Source organism: Cupriavidus alkaliphilus (assembly GCF_014191175.1).
GTDB classification, from domain to species: Bacteria; Pseudomonadota; Gammaproteobacteria; order Burkholderiales; family Burkholderiaceae; genus Cupriavidus; species Cupriavidus alkaliphilus.
The window spans coordinates 1-26,968 of record NZ_JACHWE010000010.1; the positions used below are offsets into that span (position 1 = coordinate 1).

The window sequence follows — 26,968 nt, forward strand, 5'->3', positions numbered from 1 at the left end:
AAGGCGCTGGTGCTGGGCTTCGAGACCCTGACCGATGTGCACTGGTCGATGTCGGGCTCGGTGATCCTGATGACGCTGGTCGGTGGCCTCGGTACTTTGTCGGGCCCGATCGTCGGCGCCTTCGTCATCGTCGCGCTCGAAAACAAGCTGGGCGACATCGGCAACTTCCTGGCGTCGGTAACCGGCCTCTCGTGGTTCGGCACGCTGGGCGAGTCGGTGACGATGGTGACCGGCGTGATCTTCGTGATCTGCGTGCTGACCTTCCGCCGTGGCATCATGGGCGAATTGCTGGCGCGCTTCGGCGGACACGCCGGGCGCAAGGAGTGACCGCGGGTCGACATGCCCGATTCTGGGGCTAGGGTTTTTTCTAGCTTGTCCTCGATGCACCGCTTCGTTACATTCCATATACGGTTTTCGCAGGTTAAATGGAGGCGGAAGCGAGGAGACGACAGGCGCGCACCCGGTGTCGGGTAGCAGCGTTATAAATAAAGGGCGTTGCCGGGTGATCCTCGGCAACGCTTTTTTCATTGGGGCTTCGCGCCCGTTAGTGACGCTTTCGCCCTGTTTTGGGGCATTCATGCCGCATCGGCATCACCTTGCGGCCTTACGCATGCGACAATGCGGGTGCTCCTTGCTGCCCGCCCATGTCCGCAACCGTTCCCCCTGATCCATCCCCAACTGTTCCGCGCGCGGGCGGCTATGTCGCGCCGCAGGTCCGGGTACGCCTGGGGCAGGGCGCCGACGCTGCCCTGGTGTCGGACTGGCTGGACCGGATCCAGCCCTTGCCCGTGCCCGACGCGCGCGCGCGGCAACTGATGCTGGGCGAACTGCTGGCCCAGTCCGGGCGCGGCATCTGCCTGCTGGCCAGCGACGCGCCGGACGGCGGCGCTCCGCTCGCCTGCCTGCCGGTGGCCTTGCTGCCGAGCCTCGAGCTGGCGGGCCTTGCGGCCTGCGCCACCGAATGGTGGGTACGGCCGGAGCTGGACGCGGCCGCCCGCCGCGCCTGCCTGGAAGCCTGCTGCGCCACGCTGGCCGAGTGGGGCCGTGCGCACGGCATCCGCCACGCGCTGCTGTCGCCCGGGCTGGTGGCCGGCCACGGCGGCGCGCCGCCCGGCTTCCGCCTGCACGGCAACGGCATGTGGCACGGCAGTCTGGTGCCCGCGGCCAAGGTACTTGGCTGATCCGCTTTGCGCCGGCGGTGCGCCGGCGCTGCGGTACCGGCCGTTGCTGGCCATCCTCCTTTCCTTTTCCCCCTTTTCGCTTTCCTGCAATGACGGAATTCGCATTCCTGGCGGTTGCCGCCTTTCTTGCCGGCCTGATCGACGCGGTCGCCGGCGGCGGCGGGCTGGTCCAGATCCCGGCGCTGTTCTCGGCCTATCCCAACCTGGCACCGGCGACGCTGCTTGGCACCAACAAGGTCGGTTCGATCGCCGGCACCGCCAGCGCGGCGCTGCGCTACGGCCGCAGCGTGCGCATCTACTGGGGCGCAACCGCGCCGGCGGTGGTGGCGGCCTTTGCGTGCTCGATGGCCGGTGCCTGGGCCCTGACCATGATTCCGGCCGAGCCGCTGCGCAAGGCGCTGCCGTTCGTGCTGGTGGCGCTGCTGGTCTACACCGTCGCCAAGAAGGACCTGGGCGCCGAACACGCGCCGACGCTGAGCGGCTGGGGCGAACGCGGCGCGGCGCTGCTTGCCGGCGCCGTGCTGGGCTTCTATGACGGCGTGTTCGGGCCGGGCACCGGCAGCTTCCTGATGATCGTGTTCGTGCGGGTGTTCGGCTACGACTTCCTGCACGCCGCGGCATCGACCAAGCTGGTCAACCTGGCCACCAACCTGGCGGCGCTGCTGCTGCTCGCCAGCAAGGGCCATATCTGGTGGCAGCTGGGCCTGGTGATGGCGGTGGCCAATGTCGCCGGCAGCCAGGTCGGCAGCAAGCTGGCGCTGCGCCACGGCAGCGCCTTCGTGCGCAAGGTGTTTATCGTGGTGGTCAGCGCGCTGATCCTGAAGACTGCCTGGGACGCCTTCGTGCGCTGACGGCAAAGCCAGGCGGGCCGGGCGATGCGGGTTAATCCTCGCTGTTCGCGCCAGGGCCCTGTGATAGACTCGATCCGAATTCCCGACCGCACGGTCGGTGAATCACCGAAGCGCCTTTCCGGGGGAGTGGCGTGGACGGGAAATTGGGGAACGGCCTGGTGTCGTTCCTGGTTGTAGCGCAGGTGCCGGCGCTGTGCCTGCGTTGACCCGAGGGGTCGATCCAAAAAAGGGGCATCCGCCGGCGGACGCCGGACGGATGCCTTTCCGTTTCAGGAACCGAAGGAGACAAGATGGATTTCAAGCGCGCCAGCCTGCTGGCAATCGCTGCGGCCAGCCTGGTTGCCGGGGCCGCCCAGGCGCAGGTCAAGGTCGGGGTGACGGTTTCGGCCACCGGTCCGGCGGCATCGCTGGGCATTCCGGAAAAGAACACCTTCACGCTGATGCCCAAGGAAATCGCGGGCAAGAAGATCGAGTACATCGTGCTGGACGATGCCTCGGACACCACCACGGCGGTCAAGAACACGCGCAAGCTGATCAGCGAAGACAAGGTCGACGTGATGGTCGGCTCGACCGTCACGCCCAACTCGCTGGCGATGGTCGACGTGGTCGCCGAGAACGAGACCCCGATGATCACCATGGCCGCCTCGGCCCGCATCATCGAGCCGATGGACGCCAAGCGCACGTGGGTCTTCAAGACCCCGCAGAACGACTCGCACATGGCCACCGCCATTGCCGAGCACATGAGCAACAACAACGTGAAGACGGTGGCGTTCATCGGCTTCGCGGATGCCTACGGCGACAGCTGGGCGCAGGAATTCGCCAAGGTGGCCGAGCTGCGCAAGATCAAGGTGGTTGCCAACGAGCGCTTTGCCCGTACCGATACCTCGGTCACCGGGCAGGTGCTGAAGATGATGGGCGCCAACGCCGATGCCGTGCTGATCGCCGGCTCGGGTACGCCCGCGGCCCTGCCGGCCAAGACGCTCAAGGAGCGCGGCTACAAGGGCAAGGTCTACCAGACCCACGGCGTTGCCAATGCCGACTTCCTGCGCGTGTGCGGCAAGGACTGCGAAGGCACCTTCCTGCCCGCCGGCCCGCTGCTGGTGGCCGAGCAGCTGCCCGACAGCAATCCGGTGAAGAAGCCGGCGCTGACCTACAAGACCGCCTATGAGAAGGCCTTCGGCGGACAGGTCTCGACCTTCGGCGGCCACGCCTGGGATGCGGGCCTGATCCTGCAGCACGCCATCCCGGAAGCGCTGAAGAAGGGCCAGCCGGGCACCAAGGAGTTCCGCAAGGCACTGCGCGACGCCATGGAGCAGACCAGGAACCTGCCGGTGTCGCACGGCATCATGAACATGAGCGCCACCGACCACCTCGGCTTCGACCAGCGCGCGCGCGTGATGGTGCAGATCGTCGACGGCAAGTGGAAGCTGCTGAAATAAGCGGCTGACTCCGGCGTCCGGCGCCGGCTGGCCAGGGCCCGCCGGAGTCGCAGTAAAGCAGGGCGCATGGCTGACCATGCGCCCTTTTTTCTGGTGCCGCCCGGCCGGGCGGCTGCGTGCCAACCTAGGGTTGCTCTGTATTTCCGCAATGCGCAACCCGTTTACTATTTCGTAACCCGAAGCGCACCACCCTGTCGGCCCGTCGGCGCCCCGCTGACCCCGTTCGATGCAGGCAGGATTTCCAACAAGACGGGGAGACAATGGACCTATCTATCGCCGCCATCCTGGCGCAGGACGGCATCACCTCGGGCGCGATCTACGCGTTGCTGGCGCTGGCGCTGGTGCTGGTGTTCTCGGTGACCCGCGTCATCTTCATTCCGCAAGGGGAATTCGTCGCCTATGGCGCGCTGACGCTGGCCGCGATGCAGGCCGGGCACGCGCCGCAGACCAGCTGGCTGCTGGTGGCGATGGGCGTGCTGACCTTTCTCTACGAGACCGTCACCGTGCTGCGCAGCGCCGAGCTGCGGCGCACGCTGGGCCAGCGGCTCGCGGTGCTGGCCGGCAAGTACCTGGTGTTCCCGCTGGCGGTGCACTGGGTGGTGCAGCAGTATGGCGCGCAGCCGCTGCCGATGCTGGCGCAGGTCGCGCTGACGCTGCTGATCATCATCCCGCTGGGGCCGATGCTGTACCGCCTGGCCTACCAGCCGCTGGCCGAGGCCAGCACGCTGGTGCTGCTGATCGTCTCGGTGGGCGTGCACTTCGCGCTGGTGGGGCTGGGGCTGGTGATGTTCGGCGCCGAGGGCTCGCGCACCAATCCATTCTCGGATGCGCGCTTCGAGGTCGGCGCGCTCAGCATCTCGGGGCAAAGCCTGTGGGTGGTGGCGGTATCGGCGCTGCTGATCGGCGCGCTCTATTTCTATTTCGAGCGCACGCTGCAGGGCAAGGCGCTGCGCGCGACCGCGGTGAACCGGCTGGGCGCGCGCCTGGTCGGCATCGGCACCACGCAGGCGGGGCGCCTGTCGTTCACGCTGGCGGCGGCGATGGGGGCGCTGTGCGGCATCCTGATCGCGCCGCTGACCACGGTGTACTACGAGTCGGGTTTCCTGGTGGGCCTGAAGGGCTTTGTCGGCGCCATCGTCGGCGGGCTGGTGAGCTATCCGGTGGCGGCGCTCGGCGCGCTGCTGGTGGGGCTGCTGGAATCGTATTCGTCCTTCTGGGCCAGCGCGTTCAAGGAGGTCATCGTCTTCACACTGATCATTCCGGTGCTGCTGTGGCGCTCGCTGACGAGCAAGCATGTCGAGGAGGAGGAATAAGCCATGACCATGCTGACCGACAAGCAGGCCGGCGTGGCCGGCGCCGAGGCCGGCAGCCGCGCGCGGCTGAACCGCAACCGGGTGCTGGTGCTGGCGCTGATCGTGGTACTGGCGCTGCTGCCGGTGCTGCCGACGCCGGAGTTCTGGATCACGCTGGGCAACTACATCGGGCTCTACAGCATCGTCGCGATCGGGCTGGTGCTGCTCACAGGCGTGGGCGGCATGACCTCGTTCGGGCAGGCGGCGTTCGTGGGCCTGGGCGCGTACAGCACCGCGTACCTGACCACGCAGTTAGGGCTGTCGCCGTGGTTCGGGCTGCTGGTGGGGCTGGTGATCACGATGGCGTCGGCCTATGTGATCGGGCTCATCACGATGCGCATGTCCGGCCATTACCTGCCGCTGGCGACCATCGCCTGGGGCCTGTCGCTGTTCTTCCTGTTCGGCAACCTGGAGTTCCTGGGCAAGTATGACGGGCTCAACGGCATCCCGGTCTTGTCTTTCTTCGGCATCGAGCTGCAGTCCGGCCGTTCGATGTTCTACCTGATCTGGGCGGTGGTGCTGCTGGCGGTGCTGGCGATGCAGAACCTGCTGAACTCGCGCCCGGGGCGCGCCATCCGCGCGCTCAAGGGCGGCGGCGTGATGGCCGAGGCCATGGGCGTGAACACCGCGTGGATGAAGGTGGTGATCTTCGTGGTCGCGGCGATTCTGGCGTGCGTGTCGGGCTTTCTGTACGCGCACCTGCAGCGCGCGGTGAACCCGACGCCGTTCGGCCTGAACTACGGCATCGAATACCTGTTCATGGCCGTGGTCGGCGGCGTCGGCCACGTGTGGGGCGCAGTATTGGGTGCGGGCATCCTGACCATCCTGAAGGACGTGCTGCAGGGCGTGCTGCCCAAGCTGCTCGGCGCCAACGGCAACTTCGAGATCATCGTCTTCGGCGTGCTGCTGGTGCTGCTGCTGCAGTACGCGCGCGATGGCATCTGGCCGTTCCTGCGGCGCCTGGTGCCTTCCGGGCCGCCGGTGCTGGCGCCGGGGCAGGCCGCGGGGCTGGCGGTGCGCCAGAAGCCCGAGGCGGGCGAGCTGATCCTGGACGTGCGCGCCGCGCGCAAGCAGTTCGGCGGGCTGGTGGCGGTCAACGATGTCAGCTTCCAGGTGCGTGCCGGCGAGATCATCGGCCTGATCGGCCCGAATGGCGCGGGCAAGTCCACCACCTTCAACCTGGTGACCGGCGTGCTGCCGGTCTCGGGCGGCGAGGTGCGTTACCGCGGCGAAGTGATCTCGGGCCTGCCGTCGCGCGAGATCGTCAAGCGCGGCATCGGCCGCACCTTCCAGCACGTGCACCTGCTTCCGACCATGACGGTGCTCGAGAACGTCGCCATCGGCGCGCACCTGCGCGGCGACTTCCGCGCGCAGGGCGGCGTCTGCGCGGCGATCCTGCGCATGAACAAGGCCGAGGAAGAAAAGCTGCTGTTCGAGGCGAAGCGCCAGCTCGAGCGCGTCGGCCTGGCCGACTGCATGTACATGGAAGCCGGCAACCTGGCGCTGGGGCAGCAGCGCATCCTGGAAATCGCGCGCGCACTGTGCTGCGACCCGGCCCTGCTGCTGCTCGACGAGCCTGCCGCGGGCCTGCGCTACAAGGAGAAGCAGGCGCTGGCCGAACTGCTGCGCAAGCTGCGCGGCGAAGGCATGAGCGTGCTGCTGGTCGAGCACGACATGGACTTCGTGATGAACCTGACCGACCGGCTGGTGGTGATGGAATTCGGCACGCGCATTGCCGAGGGCGTGCCCGAGGAAGTGCAGAAGAACCCGGCGGTGCTGGAAGCCTATCTGGGTGGCGTGGAATAAGGACCGGACATGAGCCTGATTCTCGAAGTGAAGGACCTGCACGTCCGCTACGGCAAGGTCGAAGCGGTGCACGGCGCCAACCTGCAGGTGGCGGCCGGCAAGATCGTTACGGTGATCGGCCCCAACGGCGCCGGCAAGTCGACCATGCTCAATGCGATCATGGGCGCGCTGCCGGTGACGGGGTCGTCCAGCGGCGCGGTCAGCTACCTGGGCCACGACATGGCCGGCATCCCGGTGGAAGGACGGGTCGCGCGCGGCATGTGCCTGGTGCCGGAAAAGCGCGAGCTGTTCGCCTCGATGACGGTGGAGGACAACCTCCAGCTGGGTGCCTTCCGCCGCAAGCGCGCCGGCGAGAAGAACTACCTGGACCAGATGGACGTGGTCTACGGCCTGTTCCCCCGCCTGCGCGAGCGCGCGCGCCAGGACGCCGGCACGCTCTCCGGCGGCGAACGCCAGATGCTGGCGGTGGGCCGCGCGCTGATGGCAAAGCCGCAGCTGCTGATGCTGGACGAGCCCAGCCTTGGCCTGGCCCCGCTGATCGTCAAGGAGATCTTCCACATCATCAGCAACCTGCGCCAGACCGGCGTGGCCACGCTGCTGATCGAGCAGAACGCCCGCGCGGCGCTGCAGGTGGCGGACTACGGCTATGTGATCGAGACCGGCGACATGGCGATGGAAGGGCCGGCCGATGAACTGGCGGCGAACCCGAAGGTGATCGAAACTTACCTTGGATTGGCGAAAAAGGCGGCATAAGTCCTCCCGATTTCGCGAGAGGAATGAGGGCCCGCACATGCGGGCCCTTTGTTATTGGTGGTGTGAATAACTTTGGGGATAACCGATTTCCCCGGCGCTACGGCCCCGGACGACGCGCCCAATCCGTATCGCTCTCTATTTTATTCGTGCAATGAATTGCGTGATCGGAAAGAGGGGGCTGAAAATTCGTACGCTGCAAGCCGACCATGACAGAAATTCACGCGATGAATTGTTATGTGACGATTCACCATCATAGATGTCATCCGCTGAATAAGTCGGTGTTTTCTCGGGCGGTATCCTCGGCGGCGGTTTCCAACAGCCACGTGCGGAAGCAATTCAGCGCTGGATGATCGCGCCGCTCCTTCGGCGCGCACAGAAAATAGCCGCGTTGCAGCGTAATTGGCAGGTCAAACGGTGCCGCCACGCGTCCAGCCGCAATTTCCTCGCGCACCAGGCAGCGCTGCAGCACGGCCACGCCCATGTCCGCTCGCACGGCCTGGATCAGGATCGAGACCTGGTCGAACGCTGTGGATAACCTGGGCGCAGCGTTGGGTACGCCGGCCGCCTGCAGCCAGTTTTGCCAGTTCGCCGGCGCGGTGGTGTGGTAGAGCAGGGGCTCGTCCAGCAGCTCCGCCGGCGATTGCCAGAGGCCGGCCTCGCGCCGGGCGCGGACGCGCTCCGGGTGGCAGACCGGCACCATTTCCCGGCCGACCACGTAGTCGGCCTGCAGGCCGGGCCATTTGCCGGCTTCGCCAGCCAGGATGGCGGCGTCGGGGGAAGGACCGGACAAGTCTTCGTCACGCTGGTAGGGAACGAAGTCCAGCCGGATTTCCGGATGCCGGCGGTGGAAATCCGGCAGGCGCGGCACCAGCCAGACGCTGGCGAGCGTGGGCACCACGGACAGCGTCAGATGATGCCGGCGGTCGCCGGCGCGCAACGCGGCGCTGGCGTGTTCGATGGTGGCGAGCGGTTCGGCCACGGCATCGAGCAATTGCCGGCCGGCGTCCGTCAGCCCCAGCCGGTGGGCGTTACGCTGCAGCAGTGGCTGGCCGAAATGGGCTTCCAGCCGGGCGATGGCGCGGCTGATCGCTCCCTGCGTGACGCACAGTTCCTCCGCCGCGCGCGTAAAGCTGCCCAGCCGCGCCGCGGTGGCAAAGGCGTGCAACTCGGACATCGAAGGGGAATGCAACCGCATGGCGGAGGGGGAGGCGAAGAGCGGGGAGGGCGGTTTGCCGCGCCCGGCGCAAGGATGATCTTTGGTAATGCAAAGGTGCAATATAGTCGTTTGCGCCTGGCCGGTAAACGGCTGACACTCGCCCGGTTCATGCACAAAACACCAACAGGAGAAACCCATGTTCCGAGCCCGGATGTCCCGCCGCCAGCTGCTGCTGACCGGCACCGCCGCCACCGCCGCGCTGGTCTTTGCCGGCAGCGCGCTGGCGCAGGCCAACTACCCGACCCGCCCGATCCGTCTGATCGTGCCGTTTGCCGCTGGCGGCTCCACCGACCTGTCGGCGCGCCTGGTGGCCGAGTTTGCCGGCCGCGAGCTGGGGCAGTCGATCGTGGTGGAGAACAAGGGCGGCGCCGGCGGTTCGCTGGGCATGGAGCAGGTCGCCAATGCCGCGCCGGATGGCTACACCATCGGCATGGCCACGGTCAGCACGCATGGCTCCAATCCGGCCGTGTACCCCAAGCTCAAGTACGACCCGATCAAGGACTTTGCTCCGGTCACCAACGTGGTGGCGATCCCCAGCGTGTTCGCGGTGCACCCCAGCGTGCCGGCCAGAACCATGCAAGAGTTCATCGCGCTCGCCAGGGCCAACCCCGGCAAGTACAGCTTCGCCTCGCCGGGTGCCGGCTCGCTCGGCCACGTCAACATCGAGAACTTCATGATGCTGGCCAAGATCGACCTGCTGCACGTGCCCTACAAGGGCGCCGGACTGGCGCTGAACGACGCCGTGGCAGGGCAGGTGAACGCGATCACCGACAACCTGTCGTCGACGCTGCCGCACGTAAAGGCCGGCCGTCTGCGCGCACTGGCGGTGCTGGGCGCGGCCCGCTCCGCGCAGCTGCCCAACGTGCCGACCTACGCCGAACTGGGCTTCAAGGACATGGGCGACGGCGGCTGGTTCGGCATTGTCGCGCCCGCCAATACGCCGCCTGCCATCGTCGCCAGGCTGAACCAGGCAATCCACAAGGCCATGCAGAACCCCGAGTTCAAGCGCAAGGTGGAAGAGTCCGGCGGCACCCTGGTGCCGACCACGCCGGAACAGTTCAAGGCACAGATCCAGCAGGCCATGGCGCGCTACGCTCGCGTCGCCAAGGCCGCCGAGATCAAGCTGGACTAAGGCATGGCGGAAGCAAACAACCAGGCGGCCGCGCTGCCGCCGGTGATCGTGCGCTTGCCGGAAGGGGAGGCCCTGCCGCTGGTGTGCGACTCGCCGCATAGCGGGACCGCTTACCCGGCCGACTTTGGCGCCGCGGTGCCCGCCGCGCGGTTGCGCGGCGGCGAGGATACGCATGTGGACGCGCTGTGGCAGGCCGTACCCGCGGCGGGCGGCACACTGCTGGCAGCGACCTTCCCGCGCGTCTATATCGATCCGAACCGGATGGTCGATGACATCGACCCGGCACAGCTCGACGGTGCCTGGCCGACCGCGCTGGCCCCCGGGCCGAAGACGCAGTTGGGCTACGGGCTAATCTGGAGCCGGATCGACGCGGCCACGCCGATCTACGACCGGCGGCTGGCGGTCGCGGAAGTGCAGGCCCGCATAGAGCGCTACTATCGTCCGTACCATGCGGCGCTGGCCGAGGCCGTGGACGGCGCTTACGCGCGCTTTGGTGCGCTCTGGCACCTGAACCTGCACTCCATGCCCAACAATGCCTACGAGCGCCTGAAAATCGCCAGCCCGCATCCCCTGGCGGATTTTGTGCTGGGCGATCGCGACGGCACGACCTGCGAGCCGGGGCTGGTGGATCTGGTCGAGCGGGAGCTGCGCGGCATGGGCTACACCGTCGCGCGCAACGACCCGTACAAGGGCGTGCAGTTGATCGCGCAGATCGGGCGTCCGTCGGAGCGGCGCAACAGCCTGCAGATCGAGATCCGGCGTCCCCTGTACATGGATGAGGTCACTCGCGAGCGCAATGCCGGCTTCGCCTCGCTGCAGCGTGACCTGGGCACGCTGACCGAGCAAGTAGCGGGCTATATCCGCTCACAGATCTGAGGCGCTTGTTCCATGTGAAACATATGGCCGGGCCCTGCGCCCGGCCTTTTTGTTTCACGTGAAACACTACGTCGCTTTCAGGCGACTGATGGCGTACCGCAAGCACCATGTTTCACGTGAAACATGTTGTCCGCCGGAAAGCGACAACTCGAATGCCGCTATAATTTCGCATTCCCGTATTTTCCCGCCAGCCTCCCGGAGGAGGTGTCCCATGCTTTACCCGAAAGAATTCGATGTCATCGTCGTCGGCGGTGGCCATGCCGGCACTGAAGCCGCCCTTGCCGCGGCCCGCATGGGCTGCCAGACGCTGCTGCTGACCCATAACATCGAGACGCTTGGGCAGATGAGCTGCAACCCGTCGATCGGTGGCATCGGCAAGGGGCACCTGGTCAAGGAAGTCGATGCCATGGGCGGCGCCATGGCGGCCGCCACGGACGAGGCCGGCATCCAGTTTCGCATCCTGAATTCCAGCAAGGGGCCGGCCGTGCGTGCCACGCGCGCCCAGGCCGATCGAGTGTTGTATCGCAAGGCGATCCGCACGCGGCTCGAGAACCAGCCGAACCTGATGCTGTTCCAGCAAGCCGTCGACGACCTGATGGTGGAGGGCGACCGTGTCGTCGGCGCCATGACGCAAGTCGGCATCGCCTTCCGCGCGCGGGCGGTCGTGCTGACCGCCGGCACGTTCCTGGACGGCAAGATCCACGTCGGGCTGGACAACTACACCGGCGGCCGCGCCGGCGATCCGGCCGCGGTGTCGTTGTCGGCACGCCTGAAGGACCTGAAGCTGCCGCAGGGCCGCCTGAAGACGGGTACGCCGCCGCGTATCGACGGGCGCACCATCGATTTTTCGGTGATGGAAGAGCAGCCTGGCGACCTCGATCCCGTGCCGGTCTTCTCCTTTCTCGGCCGGCCCGAACAGCACCCGCAGCAACTGCCGTGCTGGATCACCCACACCAACAGCCGCACCCACGACATCATCCGTGGCGGCCTGGACCGCTCGCCGATGTACACCGGTGTGATCGAGGGAGTAGGGCCGCGGTACTGCCCCAGCATCGAGGACAAGATCCATCGCTTTGCCAGCAAGGAAAGCCATCAGATCTTCCTGGAGCCGGAAGGGCTGACCACCAACGAGTTCTATCCCAACGGGATCTCGACCAGCCTGCCGTTCGACGTGCAACTGGAACTGGTGCATTCGATCCGGGGCCTGGAAAACGCCCATATCCTGCGTCCCGGCTATGCGATCGAGTACGACTACTTCGATCCGCGAGGTCTGAAGGCATCGCTGGAGAGCAAGGCGATCCGGGGCCTGTTCTTCGCCGGCCAGATCAATGGCACGACCGGTTATGAAGAAGCCGCGGCACAAGGCCTGCTAGCCGGTATCAATGCCGGTTGCTACGTGCGCGAGCGCGATCCGTGGGCGCCGCGCCGCGACCAGGCCTACCTGGGCGTACTGGTCGACGACCTGATCACGCGTGGCGTAACCGAGCCGTATCGGATGTTCACCAGCCGGGCGGAATTCCGCCTGAGCCTGCGTGAGGACAACGCCGACATGCGGCTGACCGAGGTCGGCCGTGAGCTTGGCGTGGTCGACGATGCGCGCTGGGATGCATTCAACCGCAAGCGCGACGCTGTTTCACGTGAAACAGAGCGCCTGAAGAGCACCTGGGTGAATCCGGCGATGCTGCCGGCCGAAGAGGCGGTGCCTCTGCTTGGCAAGCCGATCGAACGCGAGTACAGCCTGGCCGACCTGCTGCGTCGCCCGGAAGTCAGCTACGAAGCCCTGATGGCACTGCAGGGCGGCCGCCACGCGCCCGAGGCCCCGCTGGATGCGGAGCCGATGCTGGCGGAGCAGATCCGCGAGCAGATCGAAATCGGCATCAAGTACCACGGCTATATCGCCCGCCAGGCGGCCGAAGTCGACAAGCTGGAAGCCAACGAATCGACGCGCCTGCCTGAAGGGCTGGATTACACCGAAGTGCGCGGGCTCGGTTTTGAAGTCAGCCAGAAGCTGAACCAGCATCGCCCGGAAACGCTGGGGCAGGCTTCGCGCATCTCGGGTGTGACGCCGGCGGCGGTCTCGCTGCTGTTGGTACACCTGAAGAAGAAGGGTCTGGGCCGCGGCCGTGCGGACGCCGGCGCATCGTCCGGCAACGGTGAAGAGGCCGCCTGAGAGTGCCCGCACCGCGACACACCATGACCGACGACGCCACGCAGCGTCGTCGCCTTGAAGCGGGCCTGGCCGAGATCGGGCTGGCCCTGGCGCCGGCCCGGATCGACACGCTGTTCGCGTACCTGGCCCTGCTGCGCAAATGGAATGGCGTCTACAACCTGACCGCCATCCGCCATCCCGACGAGATGCTTACGCATCACCTGCTGGATTCGCTCGCAGCGGTCCCGGCGCTGGCCGAAGCCGCCCGTGCCGCCGAAGTCGATACGCCGGCGCGGGGCAGGGTGCTCGATGTGGGCTCGGGCGGCGGCATGCCGGGCCTGCCGCTGGCCATCGCCTGTCCGGATGTATCGGTGCTGATGGTCGATATCGTGCAGAAGAAGACTGCTTTCCTGACGCAGTGCCGCGCCCAGCTGGGCTTGTCCAATGCCGCCGCGCATTGGGGTCCGGTGGAGAAGCTGGACGATGCCGACGGCTTTGCCGTGATCACCTCGCGCGCGTTTGCCGAGCTGACGGATTTCGTCAGCCTGTCGGGCCAGTTGCTTGCGCCGCGCGGCAAGCTGATCGCGATGAAGGGAGTGTATCCGCAGGCCGAGCTGGACCGCATGGAAGCCGCGGGACTGATGGCGCAATGGCAGGTCGACGCCGTGCCGCGTCTGACCGTGCCCGGGCTGGAGGCCGAGCGCCACCTGGTGGTGCTGTCGCGCCGAGCGGGCACCCCCGCATGACCTACGCCGCGGCGCAGCGCAAGCGCGTCGCGAACTGCCAGCCACGTGCTGGCCGGATGATTTGAAGCAGGAGCCGCAGAAGCTTATGGCCAAGGTATTCGTGATCGCAAACCAGAAGGGCGGGGTAGGCAAGACCACCACCACGGTGAACCTTGCTGCTGGCCTGGCGGCGCAGGGCCAGCGCGTGCTGCTGGTCGACCTGGACCCCCAGGGCAATGCCTCGATGGGCTCCGGCATCGACAAGCAGGCGCTGGAAACCAGCGTGTACCAGGTGCTGGTCGGGCTGGCCGGCATCCCGCAGGCGCGCCAGCGCTCCGAAACCGGCAAGTACGACGTGCTGCCGGCCAACCGCGAACTGGCCGGAGCGGAAGTGGAACTGGTCGAACTGGACCAGCGCGAGCGCCGGCTGCGCCAGGCCATCGCCGAGGTCGACGGCGACTATGACTTCGTGCTGATCGATTGCCCGCCGTCGCTGTCGCTGCTGACGCTGAACGGCCTGTGCGCGGCGCACGGCGTGATCGTGCCGATGCAGTGCGAGTACTTCGCGCTGGAAGGGCTGTCGGACCTGGTCAACACCATCAAGCAGGTGCACGCCAACCTGAACCGCGACCTGCAGGTGATCGGCCTGCTGCGCGTGATGTTCGATCCGCGCGTGACGCTGCAGCAGCAGGTGTCGGCGCAACTGGAATCGCACTTCGGTGAGAAGGTCTTCAAGACCCTGATCCCACGCAATGTGCGCCTGGCCGAGGCACCGTCCTATGGCATGCCGGGTGTGGCGTTCGATCCGTCATCGAAGGGCGCCAAGGCGTACCTGGACTTCGGCGCCGAGATGATCGCGCGGGTCCGCCAGCTGGGCTGAAGGAGAGGGCAAGAGCATGAGCACTGCAAAGAAGAAGGGCCTGGGCCGCGGCCTGGAAGCGCTGTTGGGCGGGCCCGCCGAAATCGTCGAGTCGGTCAAGCAGGAGGGTGCGCCCACCGTGCTGAACCTGAATCAGCTGCAGCCGGGCAAGTACCAGCCACGCACGCGCATGGACGAGGGTGCGCTGCAGGAACTGGCCGCGAGCATCCGCGCCCAGGGCCTGATGCAGCCGATCCTGGTGCGGCGCGTGGCCGAGCCCGACCGCTACGAGATCATTGCCGGCGAGCGGCGTTTCCGCGCTTCCAGGCTGGCTGGGCTGGACAAGGTGCCGGTGCTGGTCAAGGACGTGGCCGACGAAGCCGCCGCGGCGATGGCGCTGATCGAGAACATCCAGCGCGAAGACCTGAATCCACTGGAAGAAGCGCAGGGCATCATGCGGCTGATCCGCGAGTTCAGTTTCACGCACGAGCAGGCGGCCGAGTCGGTGGGCCGCTCGCGCAGCGCGGTGTCCAACCTGCTGCGCCTGCTGAACCTGGCCGCGCCGGTGCAGACCATGCTGATGGCCGGTGACCTCGACATGGGCCACGCGCGCGCGCTGCTGGCGGTGGACGGTGCCAACCAGATCACGCTGGCCAACCAGATCGTCAACAAACGGCTGTCGGTGCGCGAGACCGAGAAGCTGGTGGCATCGACGCTCAAGCCGTTCGACCTGAAGTCGCTCAAGCAGAAGGGCACCGGCAATGTGCGCGACGTGGCGCGGCTGGAAGAGGAGCTGTCGGATGCGCTCGGGCTGGCGGTGCAGATCAAGCTGTCGCCACGCGGCAAGGGCCAGCTGACGATCCACTTCAGCAACAACGATGCGCTCGAAGGGGTGCTGACGCGCCTGCGCGAATCGCGCGAAGGGCAGCAGGCGGCCTGATTTACTGCGCGATTAACGGCCATTGCTGCGGTGACTGTTGCGCGCACGCAGCACTGGCCGGGACCATCCGCGGTATACCTTGTGCCCGACCGGTAATCCCCCATCATGCGCAGGGGTCGCTGCGCAATCCAATTACGTCAAACGTCATTGCCGCGCAATTTTCGCGCAGCCATCATGCAATCGTGATGGCAACCGTTGTGCGCAACGCACTGCAAGGTAAATGTAAGCAGATTGACGCGAATCAGTAGTTCCCCTTAAAATCGTGCGGTTTGAATTCTGGTCGGGCCGAAAAGTTCCGGCCCGGATAAGGCAGGCAGGTGGTGGTGCGAGACCGTCAGCAACGAGGCGCCGGGTCCCCTCAGGAAGATGACTGGGACGACTGGAAAGAAGGCGCGGACCGTGAGGAAGAGGCTGTCGATCCGCTGTCGCATGCCGAGGCGGTGACGCTGTTTGGCGAGCGCGCGCTGCGTCCTTCGCGCATGACCCCGGGCAAGGTTGTCCTGGCGCAGGTGGCGGTTTCCCTGCTGTCGGCACTGTGCTGGGCGCTGTTTGCGAAGGAACCGGGGCCATATGGATGGTCGGCCCTGTTCGGCGGCATGGTGTGCTTCGTGCCGAGCGGGTTCTTCGCCTTCCGCCTGTGGCTGGCGCGCGATCGCGCTTCGGTAGGCGGACTGGTGTTGGGCGAGGCGATCAAGGTCTTTGCCACGGTGGCGCTGCTGGTGCTGGTCGTGGTGCTGTACCGCGATCTGCGCTGGGTGCCGATGCTGGTCACGTTCCTGCTGGCGCTGAAGACATACTGGGTGGTGGCCCTGGCCTTGCGCTAGACCGCTGCCTGAAAACGGTGCTTCCTTTGCAAGTGGTGGCACCAAGACGGAATATCAAGAGTTTCCGTGACGGCTGTGGCGTGCTTCATGGCGCTGACACCGGGCACGGCCAAGGTTGGAAACCCGCTTGCATCGCGGTGACCGGCGAATCCGCCGAAGGCAATGCAAGACGCGTACCGGGCGCTGCACAGGACTGCGGCGCGCGGCCCGAAGATTTCGCAATATACCGTTCGATTCGACAATGGCAGAAGCTACCCAAAGCGCGGAACACGTGCTGACACCCTCCGGCTATATCGCCGAACACTTGCAGAACTTGAACTCGGTCGGCGGCAAGCAGGCGTCGGTGGTCGATTTCTCCGTGATCAACTATGACACGGTGTTCTGGTCGGTGCTGTGCGGCGCCATCGCCGTGCTGTTCCTGTATGCCGCCGCGCGCCGCGTCACCGCGGGCGTGCCGGGCCGCTTCCAGGCCTTCGTCGAGATGATCGTCGAGATGGTCGACGACCAGGCCAAGGGCATCATCCATGGCGACCGTTCGTGGATCGCCCCGCTGGCGCTGATGGTGTTCTGCTGGATCACCATGATGAACGCCATCGACCTGATTCCGGTCGACTGGGTCACCGGCCTGAACAAGGTCCTCGAGATCTTCCACATCCATATCCCCCACCACCGCGCGGTGGCCACGGCCGACCTGAACGGCACGCTGGGCATGTCGTGCGCCGTGCTGGTGCTGATGATCTACTACAGCTTCAAGATCAAGGGCGCGGGCGGCTTCATGCACGAGCTGTTCTCGGCCCCGTTCGGCGCCAAGTGGTACCTGGCCCCGTTCAACCTGGTCCTGAACATCATCGAATTTCTGGCCAAGGCCGTGTCGCTGGGCATGCGGTTGTTCGGCAACATGTACGCCGGCGAGCTGGTGTTCCTGCTGATCGCGCTGCTGGGTTCCATCTGGACGTTCGGCGCGGACCTGTCGGCGCTGGGCTTTGTCGGCCATGTCGTGGCCGGCGCGGTCTGGGCGATCTTCCACATCCTGATCGTCCTGCTCCAGGCCTTCATTTTCATGATGCTGACGCTGGTGTATATCGGCCAGGCTCACGATCACCACTGATCACTGCAAGTTTCAGGTTTTTGGTTTTTTGGTTTTTTGGTTCTAAGTCTCTCTAAATTAAAGGAGTCATCATGCAAGCATTTCTCGCCAACATCCAGGGTCTGACCGCCATCGGTATCGGCATCATCATCGGCCTGGGCGCTATCGGCGCCTGCCTGGGCATCGCCCTGATGGGTGGCAAGTACATCGAAGCCTGCGCACGTCAGCCCGAGCTGATGAACCCGCTGCAAACCAAGATGTTCCTGCTGGCCGGCCTGATCGACGCGGCATTCCTGATCGGCGTGGGTGTTGCAATGCTGTTCGCGTTCGCCAACCCGCTGCTGGCTGTCATCCAGTAATTCTTTTCGGTCTGCATGATGCTGACGGGCGGCGCGGGCCACCAGCCTGGCCGCCTTTTGTGCATTTATCTGTAGTTTGATTACCGAAAGGAACACACCATGAATCTGAACGCAACGTTTTTTGCGCAGATGGTCGTGTTCTTCATCCTGTGGTGGGTTGTTGCCAAATTCATTTGGCCGCCGCTGGTGAAGGCGCTCGACGAACGCGCAAAGAAGATCGCCGATGGCCTCGCCGCTGCCGAGAAGGGCAAGGCCGAGCTCGAACTCGCCAACAAGCGTGTGGACCAGGCCATGGCCGAAGCCCGCACCGAAGGCGCTCAACGTGTTGCTGACGCCGAGAAGCGCGCTCAGCTTACGGCCGACGAGATCAAGCAGAACGCCCAGGCAGAAGCCGCACGCATCATTGCCCAGGCCAAGGCCGAAGCCGAACAGCAGGTTACCCGCGCGCGCGAAGAACTGCGCGACCAGGTCGCCGTGCTGGCCGTCAAGGGTGCCGAGCAGATCCTCAAGCGTGAAGTGAACGCGCAGGTCCACAACGACCTGCTCAATCAACTCAAGGCTGAGCTCTAATCATGGCTGAAACCGCAACCATTGCCCGTCCCTACGCTGAGGCGCTGTTCCGCGTCGCCAGCGAATCGAGCGCAGGCAACCTGGGTGCATGGTCCGAGCTGGTGTCGGAAATGGGGCAGGTTGCCGCCAATGCCGACATGCAGGCGGTCGCCGACGATCCGAACGTTCCCGGCGACAAGCTGGCCGAACTGTTCCTGTCGGTGCTGAAGTCCCCGGTCAGCGACGAGGCACGCCGCTTCGTCAAGCTGCTGGTGGAGAACGGCCGCCTGACGGTGATGCCTGACATCGCCGAACAGTTCCATGCGCTCAAGAACGCCCGCGAAGGGTCGTCCGACGTTGAGATCACCAGCGCTTTCCCGCTGGAAGATGGTCAGCTGAACGACCTCGTCGCCGCACTCGAACGTAAGTTCGGCCGCAAGCTGTACGCGCAGGTGGCGGTGGACCCGTCCCTGATCGGCGGCGTCAGCGTCAAGGTTGGCGACGAAGTGCTCGACACCTCCGTGCGTGCGCGCCTGGCAGCCATGCAAACCGCGCTGACCGCCGCCTGAGCGGCCGTCCGGCGGATTGAAGAATTAGGAGCATTGTGATGCAACTGAACCCCTCAGAAATCAGCGAGCTGATCAAGACCCGCATCTCGGGCCTTGGCGCCGAAGCTGAAGTGCGCAACACCGGCACGGTGATCTCCGTGACCGATGGTATCTGCCGCGTGCATGGCCTGTCTGGCGTGATGCAGGGCGAGATGCTGGAATTCCCCGGCAACACCTTCGGCCTCGCGCTGAACCTCGAGCGCGACTCGGTCGGCGCCGTGGTGCTGGGTGAGTACGAACACATTTCCGAAGGCGACACGGTCAAGTGCACCGGCCGCATTCTGGAAGTGCCGGTGGGCAAGGAACTGCTGGGCCGCGTGGTCAACACGCTGGGCCAGCCGATCGACGGCAAGGGCCCGATCAACGCCAAGGAAACGGACGTGATCGAGAAGGTGGCCCCGGGCGTGATCGCGCGTCAGTCGGTGAGCCAGCCGGTGCAGACCGGCCTGAAGTCGATCGACGCGATGGTGCCGATCGGCCGTGGCCAGCGTGAGCTGATCATTGGCGACCGCCAGACCGGCAAGACCGCCGTCGCGGTCGACGCCATCATCAACCAGAAGGGCAAGGGCGTCTTCTGCGTGTACGTGGCAATCGGCCAGAAGGCTTCGACCATCGCCAACGTGGTGCGCAAGCTGGAAGAGCACGGCGCGATGGAATACACCGTCGTCGTGGCCGCCGCCGCTTCGGACTCGGCCGCCATGCAGTACCTGGCTGCCTACGCCGGCTGCACCATGGGCGAGTACTTCCGCGACCGCGGCGAAGACGCGCTGATCGTCTATGACGACCTGACCAAGCAAGCCTGGGCCTATCGCCAGGTGTCGCTGCTGCTGCGCCGCCCGCCGGGCCGTGAAGCCTACCCGGGCGACGTGTTCTACCTGCACTCGCGCCTGCTGGAGCGTGCCGCCCGCGTGAACGCCGACTACGTCGAGAAGTTCACCAACGGCGCCGTCAAGGGCAAGACCGGTTCGCTGACCGCGCTGCCGGTGATCGAAACGCAGGCCGGCGACGTGTCCGCGTTCGTGCCGACCAACGTGATCTCGATCACGGACGGCCAGATCTTCCTGGAAACCGACCTGTTCAACGCCGGTATCCGCCCCGCCATCAACGCCGGTATCTCGGTGTCGCGCGTCGGTGGTGCTGCGCAGACCAAGGTGGTGAAGAACCTGTCCGGCGGTATCCGTACCGACCTGGCCCAGTACCGTGAACTGGCTGCGTTCGCGCAGTTCGCCTCGGACCTGGACGATGCCACCCGCAAGCAGCTGGAGCGCGGCCGCCGCGTGACCGAACTACTGAAGCAGCCGCAATACCAGCCGCTGCAGGTGTGGCAGCTGTCGGCTTCGCTGTTCGCCGCCAACAACGGCTTCCTCGACAACGTGGAAGTGAAGGACATCCTGCCGTTCGAGAAGGGCCTGCACGACCACCTGAAGACCAAGTACGCCGACCTCATCAACCGCATCGAAGAGACCAAGCAGCTCTCGAAGGAAGATGAAGCCGCCCTGCGTGCCGCTGTCGAGGATTTCAAGAAGTCCGCCGCGTTCTAACCGCGTAATTCCACGACATCGTCGCCGCGCCTGGCTCACGCCGGCGCGGCGATGGTTCGGATGGAGAGGAAGATATGGCCGGAACGAAAGAGATTCGAACCAAGATCAAGAGCGTGCAGAACACGCGCAAGATCACCAAGGCGATGGAGATGGTCGCCGCGTCCAAGATGCGCAAGGCGCAGGAGCGGATGCGCAACGCCCGTCCTTACGCCGAGAAGGTGCGCAACATTGCGGCGCACCTGGCTACGGCCAACCCCGAGTTCAAGCACCCGTTCATGCAGGAGCGCGACGTCAAGCGCGTCGGCATGATCGTGGTCACGACCGACAAGGGGCTGTGCGGCGGCCTGAACACGAACGTGTTGCGCTCGGTGACCAATGAGCTGAAGGCCCTGCAAGGCCGTGGCGTGGATGTGCAAGCCACCGCCATCGGTACCAAGGGCATGCAGTTCCTGGGCCGTATCGGCGCCAAGGTGGTTTCGCACGTGGTGCACCTCGGTGACACCCCGCATCTGGAAAAGCTGATCGGCGCGATCAAGGTCCAGCTCGACGCCTTCACCAATGGTGAAGTCGACGCGGTGTACGTGGCGTACACCAAGTTCATCAACACGATGAAGCAGGAACCGATGGTTGAGCAGCTGCTGCCGCTCGCCGCCGACAAGCTGTCGCAGACCGAAGAAGAGAAGCGCGCCTACTCGTGGGACTACATCTACGAGCCTGATGCCCAGACCGTCGTGGAAGAGCTGCTGGTCCGCTACGTCGAGGCGCTGGTGTACCAGGCCGTGGCCGAGAACATGGCGTCCGAGCAATCGGCGCGCATGGTGGCCATGAAGGCTGCGTCCGACAACGCCAAGAACGTGATCGGCGAACTGCAACTGGTCTACAACAAGACCCGTCAGGCCGCGATTACCAAGGAACTGTCGGAAATCGTCAGCGGTGCAGCTGCGGTCTAAGGCGTCACGAATTCAAGCTATCGGAGATACGAAATGAGTATCGGAAATATTGTGCAGTGTATTGGCGCCGTGGTGGACATCGAGTTCCCCCGCGACGCAATGCCGAAGGTGTACGACGCGCTCGTGCTGGAAGCCAGCAGCGATGCCTCGTTCGCCGAGAAGGGCCTGACCTTCGAAGTCCAGCAACAGCTGGGCGACGGCGTGGTGCGTACCATTGCCCTGGGCTCGTCGGACGGCCTGCGCCGCGGCATGGCAGTGAAGAGCACCGGCGCCCCGATTTCGGTGCCGGTTGGCCACGGCACCCTGGGCCGCATCATGGACGTGCTGGGTCGCCCGATCGACGAAGCCGGCCCGATCGCCTCGGACGAACTGCGCGCCATTCATCAGAAGGCACCGAAGTTCGACGAACTGTCGCCTTCCGTTGACCTGCTCGAAACCGGCATCAAGGTGATCGACCTGGTCTGCCCGTTCGCAAAGGGCGGCAAGGTTGGCCTGTTCGGTGGTGCTGGCGTGGGCAAGACCGTCAACATGATGGAGCTCATCAACAACATCGCCAAGCAGCACAGCGGTCTGTCGGTGTTCGCCGGCGTGGGCGAGCGTACCCGTGAAGGGAACGACTTCTACCACGAAATGAAGGACTCGAACGTGCTCGACAAGGTGGCCATGGTGTTCGGCCAGATGAACGAGCCGCCGGGCAACCGTCTGCGCGTGGCGCTGACCGGCCTGACCATGGCCGAGCGCTTCCGCGATGAAGGCCGTGACATCCTGTTCTTCGTCGACAACATCTACCGCTACACGCTGGCCGGTACCGAAGTGTCGGCACTGCTGGGCCGTATGCCTTCCGCAGTGGGTTACCAGCCGACGCTGGCCGAGGAAATGGGCAAGCTGCAAGAGCGCATCACCTCGACCAAGACCGGCTCGATCACGTCGATCCAGGCCGTGTACGTGCCCGCGGATGACTTGACCGACCCGTCGCCTGCCACCACCTTCCTGCACCTGGACTCGACCGTGGTGCTGTCGCGTGACATCGCTGCACTGGGTATCTACCCCGCAGTGGATCCGCTGGACTCGACCTCGCGCCAGCTGGACCCGCAGGTCGTCGGCACCGAGCACTACGAAGTCGCCCGTCGCGTGCAGCAGACCCTGCAGCGCTACAAGGAACTGCGCGACATCATCGCGATTCTGGGCATGGACGAACTGTCGCCGGAAGACAAGCTGGCAGTGAACCGCGCCCGTAAGATCCAGCGTTTCCTGTCGCAGCCGTTCCACGTGGCCGAAGTGTTCACGGGTTCGCCGGGCAAGTACGTGCCGCTGAAGGAAACCATCCGCGGCTTCAAGATGCTGGTCGACGGCGAGTGCGATCACCTGCCCGAGCAGGCGTTCTACATGGTCGGCTCGATCGACGAAGCCTTCGAGAAGGCCAAGAAGCTCCAGTAAGCCTTGCTTGTCGTTCCCGCGCGAGCGGGAGCGAAGGCAGGCCCGGTTCGGTCCGGGCCTGCCGTTTGAGCGAAGCGATTGGAGAAAGGATCAGATATGGCAACCATTCTTGTAGACGTCGTCAGCGCGGAAGCGTCGATCTTCTCCGGCCAGGCGAAGTTCGTGGCGCTGCCGGGCGAGTCGGGTGAGCTGGGCATCCTGCCCGGCCACACGCCGCTGATCACGCGCATCCAGCCGGGTGCGGTGCGCATCGAGAAGGAAGACGGCAGCGAAGAGTTCGTGTTCGTTGCCGGCGGCATTCTCGAAGTGCAGCCCAAGCACGTCACCGTGCTGGCCGACACCGCGATCCGCGGTGGCGACCTGGACGAAGCCAAGGCCCAGGAAGCCAAGCGCGCCGCCGAGGAGCTGATGCAGAACCAGAGCAGCGACCTCGACCTGGCCCGCGCCCAGAGCGAACTGGCCGTGGCCGCCGCGCAACTGGCAGCGATTGCCCGTCTGCGTCGGAAGAAGTAAGCATCGGGCAGGACTGTCGCATTGTTGTTTTTTCGATGCGACATTTAAAAAAGGCAGCCGCGAGGCTGCCTTTTTTATGGGCGCAGCGATATGCTTTTGCCGCGCCTGGACAAAAAAAAGCGCGCGGGCCGGGGAGGCTCCGCGCGGACGGGAAAATCCCTTCGAGGGGTCAATTCGAAGGAACGGGTTCGGTCCAGGCCGACAAGCAAGGCGCAACGGATATCCAAATATCCGCTCACAGGCCGCAAAGGCCACGCGCTGCAACGGTCTTCCTGGTGCTCCGGTCCAGCACGCTTTACGCTGGATCGGAAAATCGGGTTACTGCCGGAAACGCTACAAAAAGGCTTTCTTCAGCACGCCCCTTTAGTCTGCGCTGCCATTTTCACCGGGGCGCCACGCCCGCACCGCGGGTGTGTCAATGCATTGTGGGGGAAACTCCCGGGCATGGCAGTAACAAAATGTATCGGTTTGAAAGAAGTTGAAAGCCGGAGCCCCTAAAATCCGGCGTGATCGGCATATTTTCGCGCCTTGCCGTCACGTTTTGCCTCGCCACGTGTTGCGGGATTATCTTTATATCCGCGATTTCAGTGTTCGTTTGCGCACCAAATCCTGCGTGACAATTGCGGTTACGATTCATCTGGCCGGCGGAGTTGCCTCCCCCTTTCCATGCAGCCCCACGGTCACCACGTCACTCACGTCAACAGCCCGGAGACGCAATGCCGCCTGAGATGCAGCAAGCCATACAAGCCATGCTGGCGATGAAGACCGTAGCCGTGGTCGGCCTGTCCGACCGTCCGGAGCGGCCCAGCCATGAGGTCGCCGAGTTCCTGCAAGGCCATGGCTTCCGCATCGTGCCGGTCAATCCGCGCCACGCCGGCGAACGCATCCTGGGAGAGACCTGCCACGCCACCCTGCGCGAGGCCGCCGATGCCGCCGCGGCGACCGGCGCCCCGATCGAATGGGTCGATATCTTTCGCCGCGCCGAGGACACGCCGGGTGTGGTCGACGAGGCCATCGGTGTCGGTGCGCGCGGGGTCTGGCTGCAGCTTGGCATCGTCAACGACCAGGCGGTGCGTCGCGCCACCGAGGCCGGGCTGCTGGCAGTGCAGGACTGTTGCAGCAAGATCGAGCTGACGCGCCAGCTTGGCGGAGCCTGATCTTCGCCGTTTTCTTCTTCCCTCCCGATTTCCCCTTCCGCCGACCATGGCCATCGATCCGCAACTGCTCGCCTATTACCGCCGCCTGGCCGACCGCTATGCCACGGAGCCAGTGCCGGCCGACGTCCCGGCGCAGCGTGCCCGCTTCGCCGAGATTGCCGCCGCCTCGCTGCGGCCGGATCCGCAGGGGGTTGTGGTGCAGCAGCTCGAAGTGGCGCTGGCCGGCCGCACGCTGGGCGCACGGCTGTACCGTCCGGGCGGCGTGGCCACGCCGCGGCTGCTGGTGTACTTCCACGGCGGCGGCTGGGTGATTGGTTCGACGCAGACGCACCACACCGTCGCCGCCTTGCTCGCGGCCGATACCGGGTGTGCCGTGGCCAGCGTCGATTACCGGCTGGCCCCCGAGCACGCCTTTCCGGCGCCTTGCGACGATGCCGCCGAAGCCGTCCTGTGGCTTGCCGGCCAGCGCCAGGCACTGGGGCTGGCGCCCGATTTCCTGGCGGTGGCCGGCGACAGTGCCGGCGGCCACCTCGCGGCGCAGGCCGCGCAGCGGCTCAACGCCGGCGACGCGGTCCGGGTCGACGCCCAGTTGCTGATCTATCCGGTCGCGGCGCCGGTGCTCAGCACCGAAAGCTATCGCGCCTTTGCCGATGGCCCCGGCCTGACGCGAGACGAGATGGCGTGGTTCTGGACCCAGTTCATCGGCGCCGAGGCGCTGGCGCAGGGCGCTGCCCATGGCGATCCGCGTGTGCACCTGATGGCCGCGCCGCCGGTGCGGCCGCCGGCCACCGTGCTGATGGTGGCGGCGCACGATGTGCTGCGCGACGACGGCCTGGCCTATGCCGACTTCCTGGTGCGCCACGATGCCCCGGTCATCACCATCGAGGCCAGCGGGATGACCCACGGCTTTGCACGGCTGCAGCCCGAGGCGGACCGCGCCCGGGAATGGATGCGCCGCGCCGCGTCGGCGTTCGCCGGGATGATCGACGACGTCTGAGCGGCATCCGCGTGCGGCCATCCCTTAGAATGGCGGTCTTACGAGGATGACCATGACCGCACTGCAGAACGATACCTTCCTGCGCGCGCTGCGCCGCCAGCCGATCGAATACACGCCGCTGTGGCTGATGCGCCAGGCAGGCCGCTACCTGCCCGAGTACAACGCCACGCGCGCGCGCGCCGGCAGCTTCCTCGGGCTGGCCAAGAACCCGGCCTATGCCACCGAAGTGACACTGCAGCCGCTGGACCGCTATCCGCTCGACGCGGCCATCCTCTTTTCGGACATCCTGACGGTGCCGGATGCGATGGGCCTGGGCCTGTCGTTCGCGCAGGGCGAGGGCCCGCGCTTCGCGCATCCGCTGCGCACCGAGGCCGACGTGCAGAAGCTGGCCGTGCCCGACATGGCATCGCTGCAGTACGTGTTCGATGCCGTGCGCGAAATCCGCCGCGCGCTGGTTCAGGACGGCCGTCAGCGCGTGCCGCTGATCGGCTTCTCGGGCAGCCCGTGGACGCTGGCCTGCTACATGGTCGAGGGCGGCGGCTCGGACGACTTCCGCACGGTCAAGGCGATGATGTACGGCCGCCCCGACCTGATGCACCGCATCCTCGACATCAATGCGCAGGCGGTCACGGCGTACCTGAACGCGCAGATCGAGGCGGGCGCGCAGGCCGTGATGATTTTCGACACCTGGGGCGGGGCGCTCGCCGACGGCATGTACCAGGCGTTCTCGCTGGCGTATATGCGCCGCGTGCTGGCCGGCCTGAAGCGCGAACACGCCGGACAGCAAGTGCCGGCAATCGTCTTCACCAAGGGCGGCGGCCTGTGGCTCGAAGCGCTGGCCGACACCGGCGCCGATGCCATCGGGCTGGACTGGACCGTCAACCTGGCCGAGGCGCGCCGGCGCACCGGCGGCCGCGTGGCACTGCAGGGCAATATCGATCCGACCGTCCTGTTTGCGCCCGAGGCCGCGATCCGCGAGCAGGTGCGTGGGGTGCTGGACAGCTATGCCGCCGGCGGCGGCAGCGACGGCCATGTCTTCAACCTCGGCCACGGCATTTCGCAGTTCACGCCGCCGGAGAGCGTATCCGTGCTGGTCGACGAGGTGCACCGGCACAGCCGCCAGTTGCGCGCAGCGGGGAAGTGACGGCCGCGGTATGCAAGCTGGCGGGGCGGTTCAGCGTCGCCCCGCGCTGCAGCGTTCCGGCCCCAGCCGTACCCAGTGCTGCGCGAGCCGCGCGGCCGTACCGTGTCAAGTTAACTTTTTCGCCACGGCCCGCCAAAAAGGTGCACTGAGTTGACTGGCGGTACTTGACTTATGCACACCGATAGGTTTGCCGCAGTGCGGGACAGGGTTACTCCCTAACCTATCTGGGGGATGTTTGCAAGCCCTTGATTTTTAAGGCTTTGGAAGATTTGCAAAGGAGGGGTCGATGCCAGTGGATCCCTTGTTTTTCGGGGCTTCCGGGCCAGGCAAGGCGACTTTTCAACAAAGTTATCCACAGGGGCGGTGGAATTAGTGGAAAACCAGTCATCTATCATCGACTTAGGGCCACATTTGAAGTTTTACTTTAAGTTGATGCTGCGCCGCACACCAACCTTCCGCCATTGCCTGGCAGACCCGCAGTGGACCGCTACCTGCCCCACGGCGATGCACCTTCAAGTTGTGC

General features: G+C 65.6%; 25 protein-coding genes and 1 pseudogene. 25 read left to right on the forward strand and 1 reads right to left on the reverse strand.

Annotated features, from left to right (window positions below):
* The 7 genes and pseudogenes from FHX60_RS24950 to FHX60_RS24980 all read left to right on the forward strand — a co-directional run.
* Nucleotides 1-327: pseudogene (locus tag FHX60_RS24950) on the forward strand (branched-chain amino acid ABC transporter permease); the annotation flags it as partial.
* A gap of 317 nt (nucleotides 328-644) precedes the next feature.
* Nucleotides 645-1,181 (forward strand): hypothetical protein, encoded by a 537-nt coding sequence (locus FHX60_RS24955; RefSeq protein ID WP_183284962.1) that lies wholly within the window; start codon nucleotides 645-647, stop codon nucleotides 1,179-1,181.
* A gap of 89 nt (nucleotides 1,182-1,270) precedes the next feature.
* Nucleotides 1,271-2,032, forward strand: a complete 762-nt coding sequence (locus FHX60_RS24960) for a sulfite exporter TauE/SafE family protein (RefSeq protein ID WP_062795871.1) — start codon at nucleotides 1,271-1,273, stop codon at nucleotides 2,030-2,032.
* Between the two features lie 290 nt (nucleotides 2,033-2,322).
* Nucleotides 2,323-3,471, forward strand: coding sequence for an ABC transporter substrate-binding protein (locus tag FHX60_RS24965; RefSeq protein WP_183284963.1), 1,149 nt, complete (start codon nucleotides 2,323-2,325; stop codon nucleotides 3,469-3,471).
* Between the two features lie 260 nt (nucleotides 3,472-3,731).
* A complete protein-coding gene (locus tag FHX60_RS24970) occupies nucleotides 3,732-4,784 on the forward strand; it encodes a branched-chain amino acid ABC transporter permease (RefSeq protein WP_092316787.1) in 1,053 nt (350 codons plus the stop codon).
* A 3-nt stretch (nucleotides 4,785-4,787) separates the two neighbouring features.
* Nucleotides 4,788-6,629: a branched-chain amino acid ABC transporter ATP-binding protein/permease gene (locus FHX60_RS24975; RefSeq protein WP_183284964.1), complete on the forward strand. Its 1,842-nt coding sequence runs from the start codon at nucleotides 4,788-4,790 to the stop codon at nucleotides 6,627-6,629.
* A gap of 9 nt (nucleotides 6,630-6,638) precedes the next feature.
* Entirely contained in the window at nucleotides 6,639-7,382 is a 744-nt protein-coding gene (locus tag FHX60_RS24980) for an ABC transporter ATP-binding protein (protein WP_183284965.1), read from the forward strand.
* Nucleotides 7,383-7,641: 259 nt separating this feature from the next.
* Here the strand turns inward: FHX60_RS24980 and FHX60_RS24985 are convergent, their stop codons facing one another.
* Nucleotides 7,642-8,577: a LysR substrate-binding domain-containing protein gene (locus FHX60_RS24985; protein ID WP_183285026.1), complete on the reverse strand. Its 936-nt coding sequence runs from the start codon at nucleotides 8,575-8,577 to the stop codon at nucleotides 7,642-7,644.
* Between the two features lie 157 nt (nucleotides 8,578-8,734).
* On the opposite strand from FHX60_RS24985, the gene FHX60_RS24990 reads away from it, so the two are divergent.
* The 18 genes from FHX60_RS24990 to hemE all read left to right on the forward strand — a co-directional run bounded on the left by FHX60_RS24990 (nucleotide 8,735) and on the right by hemE (nucleotide 26,445).
* Complete coding sequence (locus FHX60_RS24990; protein ID WP_183284966.1) at nucleotides 8,735-9,730, forward strand: Bug family tripartite tricarboxylate transporter substrate binding protein; 996 nt, start codon at nucleotides 8,735-8,737, stop codon at nucleotides 9,728-9,730.
* A 3-nt stretch (nucleotides 9,731-9,733) separates the two neighbouring features.
* A complete protein-coding gene (locus tag FHX60_RS24995; protein WP_183284967.1) occupies nucleotides 9,734-10,606 on the forward strand; it encodes an N-formylglutamate amidohydrolase in 873 nt (290 codons plus the stop codon).
* Nucleotides 10,607-10,817: 211 nt separating this feature from the next.
* The gene (gene mnmG, locus FHX60_RS25000) at nucleotides 10,818-12,776 is read left to right on the forward strand and encodes a tRNA uridine-5-carboxymethylaminomethyl(34) synthesis enzyme MnmG (protein WP_092316775.1); all 1,959 of its coding nucleotides are present in this window, start codon (nucleotides 10,818-10,820) and stop codon (nucleotides 12,774-12,776) included.
* A gap of 23 nt (nucleotides 12,777-12,799) precedes the next feature.
* Nucleotides 12,800-13,501 carry a 16S rRNA (guanine(527)-N(7))-methyltransferase RsmG gene (rsmG, locus tag FHX60_RS25005; protein ID WP_112777019.1) on the forward strand — a complete coding sequence of 234 codons (702 nt, stop codon included), beginning with the start codon at nucleotides 12,800-12,802 and terminating at the stop codon, nucleotides 13,499-13,501.
* Nucleotides 13,502-13,586: 85 nt separating this feature from the next.
* Nucleotides 13,587-14,360 (forward strand): ParA family protein, encoded by a 774-nt coding sequence (locus tag FHX60_RS25010; RefSeq protein ID WP_012354286.1) that lies wholly within the window; start codon nucleotides 13,587-13,589, stop codon nucleotides 14,358-14,360.
* 16 nt (nucleotides 14,361-14,376) lie between these two features.
* Complete coding sequence (locus FHX60_RS25015; RefSeq protein WP_183284968.1) at nucleotides 14,377-15,279, forward strand: ParB/RepB/Spo0J family partition protein; 903 nt, start codon at nucleotides 14,377-14,379, stop codon at nucleotides 15,277-15,279.
* A 317-nt stretch (nucleotides 15,280-15,596) separates the two neighbouring features.
* Complete coding sequence (locus tag FHX60_RS25020; protein WP_112777020.1) at nucleotides 15,597-16,103, forward strand: ATP synthase subunit I; 507 nt, start codon at nucleotides 15,597-15,599, stop codon at nucleotides 16,101-16,103.
* Between the two features lie 241 nt (nucleotides 16,104-16,344).
* Nucleotides 16,345-17,211 (forward strand): F0F1 ATP synthase subunit A, encoded by an 867-nt coding sequence (gene atpB, locus FHX60_RS25025; RefSeq protein WP_035848827.1) that lies wholly within the window; start codon nucleotides 16,345-16,347, stop codon nucleotides 17,209-17,211.
* A gap of 71 nt (nucleotides 17,212-17,282) precedes the next feature.
* Nucleotides 17,283-17,549: a F0F1 ATP synthase subunit C gene (atpE, locus tag FHX60_RS25030; RefSeq protein WP_011299478.1), complete on the forward strand. Its 267-nt coding sequence runs from the start codon at nucleotides 17,283-17,285 to the stop codon at nucleotides 17,547-17,549.
* A 99-nt stretch (nucleotides 17,550-17,648) separates the two neighbouring features.
* Nucleotides 17,649-18,119, forward strand: coding sequence for a F0F1 ATP synthase subunit B (locus tag FHX60_RS25035; RefSeq protein ID WP_062795846.1), 471 nt, complete (start codon nucleotides 17,649-17,651; stop codon nucleotides 18,117-18,119).
* Between the two features lie 2 nt (nucleotides 18,120-18,121).
* Nucleotides 18,122-18,667, forward strand: coding sequence for a F0F1 ATP synthase subunit delta (locus tag FHX60_RS25040; RefSeq protein WP_112777021.1), 546 nt, complete (start codon nucleotides 18,122-18,124; stop codon nucleotides 18,665-18,667).
* A gap of 38 nt (nucleotides 18,668-18,705) precedes the next feature.
* On the forward strand, nucleotides 18,706-20,247 hold the full coding sequence (atpA, locus tag FHX60_RS25045) for a F0F1 ATP synthase subunit alpha (RefSeq protein WP_018006200.1): 1,542 nt from the start codon (nucleotides 18,706-18,708) through the stop codon (nucleotides 20,245-20,247).
* 74 nt (nucleotides 20,248-20,321) lie between these two features.
* Nucleotides 20,322-21,197, forward strand: coding sequence for a F0F1 ATP synthase subunit gamma (gene atpG / locus FHX60_RS25050; protein ID WP_111521287.1), 876 nt, complete (start codon nucleotides 20,322-20,324; stop codon nucleotides 21,195-21,197).
* Nucleotides 21,198-21,230: 33 nt separating this feature from the next.
* Nucleotides 21,231-22,634: a F0F1 ATP synthase subunit beta gene (gene atpD, locus FHX60_RS25055; protein ID WP_112777022.1), complete on the forward strand. Its 1,404-nt coding sequence runs from the start codon at nucleotides 21,231-21,233 to the stop codon at nucleotides 22,632-22,634.
* Between the two features lie 96 nt (nucleotides 22,635-22,730).
* Nucleotides 22,731-23,147, forward strand: a complete 417-nt coding sequence (locus FHX60_RS25060; RefSeq protein WP_010811262.1) for a F0F1 ATP synthase subunit epsilon — start codon at nucleotides 22,731-22,733, stop codon at nucleotides 23,145-23,147.
* A gap of 716 nt (nucleotides 23,148-23,863) precedes the next feature.
* Nucleotides 23,864-24,304 carry a CoA-binding protein gene (locus FHX60_RS25065; RefSeq protein ID WP_183284969.1) on the forward strand — a complete coding sequence of 147 codons (441 nt, stop codon included), beginning with the start codon at nucleotides 23,864-23,866 and terminating at the stop codon, nucleotides 24,302-24,304.
* Nucleotides 24,305-24,350: 46 nt separating this feature from the next.
* The gene (locus FHX60_RS25070; protein ID WP_183284970.1) at nucleotides 24,351-25,301 is read left to right on the forward strand and encodes an alpha/beta hydrolase; all 951 of its coding nucleotides are present in this window, start codon (nucleotides 24,351-24,353) and stop codon (nucleotides 25,299-25,301) included.
* A 46-nt stretch (nucleotides 25,302-25,347) separates the two neighbouring features.
* Nucleotides 25,348-26,445, forward strand: a complete 1,098-nt coding sequence (gene hemE / locus FHX60_RS25075; protein WP_183284971.1) for a uroporphyrinogen decarboxylase — start codon at nucleotides 25,348-25,350, stop codon at nucleotides 26,443-26,445.
* Nucleotides 26,446-26,968: the final 523 nt, after the last annotated feature.